General features: G+C 40.3%; 1 protein-coding gene. It reads right to left on the bottom strand.

The annotated features are described in order from the left end of the window. On the bottom strand, nucleotides 1-3,167 hold a 3,167-nt coding region (locus Q0095_RS07075), incomplete at its 3' end, for a hypothetical protein (protein ID WP_297882660.1). Nucleotides 3,168-3,198: the final 31 nt, after the last annotated feature.

Raw genomic sequence — 3,198 nt, 5'->3', positions numbered from 1 at the left:
GTATAGTTAGGTACGCCGTTATCGCTGTAACTTCTAGCTGATATTACGTGCGCTAAAATATCTGCGTTCTGCTCATAGTCACCACCCACGCGAAGTTCGGTAGGATTATAAACATCGGTACTAACGCCTTTTTTAGTTATATCGCCACTAGCGGTAGTATCTACGATCTTGCTATATTTACCGGAATTATTTAGCGCATCGGTATCTACTTTGAAATACGCAGGGCGGAGTACGAAGTTATCGCTACCGCATATATGGAACGAGCCGTCTTTTGACATTTTAATTCCGAACTCATTGCTAGCCGTATCTATACTATTTTTAAGCTCATCCAGCTTCTTTTGTATAATATTATCCCAGATATCCTTCTTTTGTTCCGCAGTCAGACTTTTATTGCACCAATCAAAATCTTCATTGGCTTCACAATACCCGTATTGCTTCTTAAGCTCCCATTTTTTAAGCTCTAAATAGTAAGCCTTAGGATCCTCACTGTTTAAGTCCTTATCTTTTATATACTTATCTAAATCGGATCTCGAGGTAGCTTGCTCGTCAGGACGATAACTAAGCATAAATGTAAGACCTTGATACGCATCACCTATCTCTATATTATTTAGAGTTAAAATGCTCTTATTTTTAAAATCTAATTCCTTATCTACAGAATAGGAATCGCCATTTAGCTTAAACGGAATTTTTAAGGTATCAGTTACTGATCGGCATGCATAAACTACGCTATTTTTCTTATCATCCTCACTGACTTTGTCTGACGTAGTAGCAGCATTTTTTGCCCTGATGACGGACAAATATAATTTTCCTCCCAAGCCAAATTTCTCAAGCTTTCTATCCTTGCTACCGATATATACGAGCTTACCTGTATTAGGATCTTTTTTAAAGTAAGGAGAATTCGCAGCCGCACCGATATAATCTGTACATTTACCGGTTTTATCATCATAAGACTTACAATATTGGCTCTCGTAATCTGGTCTAAAGATGAGTTTCGCATCGAAAGGCTTATCAGAGATTTGAGTATATAGCCTATCATCGTCGTCGCTATTACTAAAATTCTTATTTACTACTTGCAAACCACTTAGCGGCTGGATATCAACACTTTTAGAAACCTTCGTTGCATCGCATAGCTCAAGTTCAGAGGCACTATCCATATCTAGGACGACTCGCTGACCGCCGCCGATATCTAGACTCATCTTGTAGCTTAATGTCACGGCAGGAGCTTGAAGAATTTTTGCACCGGTATTAACGGTAGCGTTAAACTCACCATACGCCGCCTTACCTGGTCTCATTAGACCGCCCACCGGAGTAGTCGTGCCAGCTTTTATCTCTCCTGCACCCTCGCCGATATAGAATTTTAAGACATTATTATCTAGCGTCGTAAATTGCCTATCATTATAGATAGGATCCGTAACATTTGGGGTGCCGCCATTTATGACATCTTTCATCGTCTTATATGCACCCTTTTGACCATCGCGTAGATAGACCAGTTTCTCTGCAGCCGCTGCAGGTATGGTATTTGTAGTGGTAGTGATAGGATCGTTTATGGCTAGTTCATTATTTATAGTAGAACTATCTTTGGTATAGGCAGCGCCTGCCTGAGCAAAATCGATTGACACTACTGCACCTACAGCATCCTCGCTATTACCACCATTTAGTCTGTTTTCGAATTTCATTCTATAGTAGATATGCTCGCCCGCAACTACTGGATTTTTGATCTGCTCTGGCTTATTGTCGTCAATCTCAGTCTTACTATATCTGCTACCGATAACTTTGCCATTCTGCGGATCTTCATCTTTAGTTCTAAAGAATTTTACCCAGTTAGCGGCATTATATACCTCATACTGATAGCATAGTTGAGGAACATACAGATCTACTGATATTGCTATCATACTTATAAAGTTTTGATCGGATTGGTTGTTTGTTGAGTTATACGTACCACCCAGTTCCAACTTTATACTTGATTGCCCGTAGCCCATTTTATCGCTTATATCAAATTCATCTAAATCCACGGCGGCTGCCTGATCCGCTCCCTCGTAATGCTTACCTCTTAGGATTTCCGGTATCGCAGCATATCCACCATTTTCGCTTCTTAGCCTCATAATGGTACCGCCGAATATATTAGAATACCATTCGCTTCCGATTTGAGCCAATGCGTTTATTCCATTAGACCAAGCGGCATTAGGAGTATATAAAGTATCCATTTTACCGCCCGCTTTTTTATTCTCTACTCTAAAAAATTCCTTCGTCTTATCATTGCCGCTCATTTCAGGTCCAAGTTTCGCCTCGCCACCAAAACCTAAAAAACTAAGCTTAGCATTAACGCGACCGCTCCTAGGAGTGTAAAAGCCTTTTAACTCGGCTTTTACGTTTATAGATTCATTTGCGCCCGCCCAAGGTGTAATAGCTATAAAGTCACCATATACGGTTACATTTTTAGGTTTGTAATAATCGTTTTTAAATTTTGCAGCTTCTGCGTAAGTAAATGGTTTCGCTACACCCACAGGATTAGCAGGGCTTTGCAAATCCGCCATTAGCTTATTTCTAGAGTCCAAGGTCTTATCATATACTATGATTACACCCCAGCCGCCCCACATACCGAGTCTAATATTTTTTAATTCACCATTAATAAGGGCTGCGCCGGCATTATCCCTACCATCGCTAGCTACTATGTTTCCTACGGTAAAATCTATACTATCAGAGTAATCAACAAAGTTTGCCTTCACTTTATCCGTAATATCTGCAAAGCAGCCGTATTCCAAACGCATCTCTACCTTCCGAGGGTTAGGAAGATTTCTATAGCTAGCATTCTCCCTATAATTCCAGCCGGCTACACCGTTACATCTATCCCTCGGGATATCTATAGGAGCAGTACTTGTTGCACTTTTTGAGCTTTTCATTCTAAGCTTAGCCCATTTATACCATTTCGCAAACTTAACTCCGTCGCCATTTCCTACGTATTTATCCCATCCCTCATTGATAAGCTCTCTTGCCTCTCTTACGTTACCTTGCCAATACAAAGCTGCAAAAACGATATCATCTTTAGTAATACCCTTAGGTAGTTTTAGAGTCGATTTGGAGCTATTTAGATAAAAGGCACCCGCCGAAGTATCTGGATCCTCTTTTAAATAATGACCGTTTGCGCCAGCTATAAAGTTTTTATCCACTCCTTTTGTAACTCCGTCCCAATCAAAACTA

This window comes from uncultured Campylobacter sp. (assembly GCF_938045535.1).
In the GTDB taxonomy this organism is placed as follows: Bacteria; Campylobacterota; Campylobacteria; order Campylobacterales; family Campylobacteraceae; genus Campylobacter_B.
Note: the sequence above shows the minus strand (reverse complement) of the source record. Positions and strands in the feature narration are given on the sequence as shown.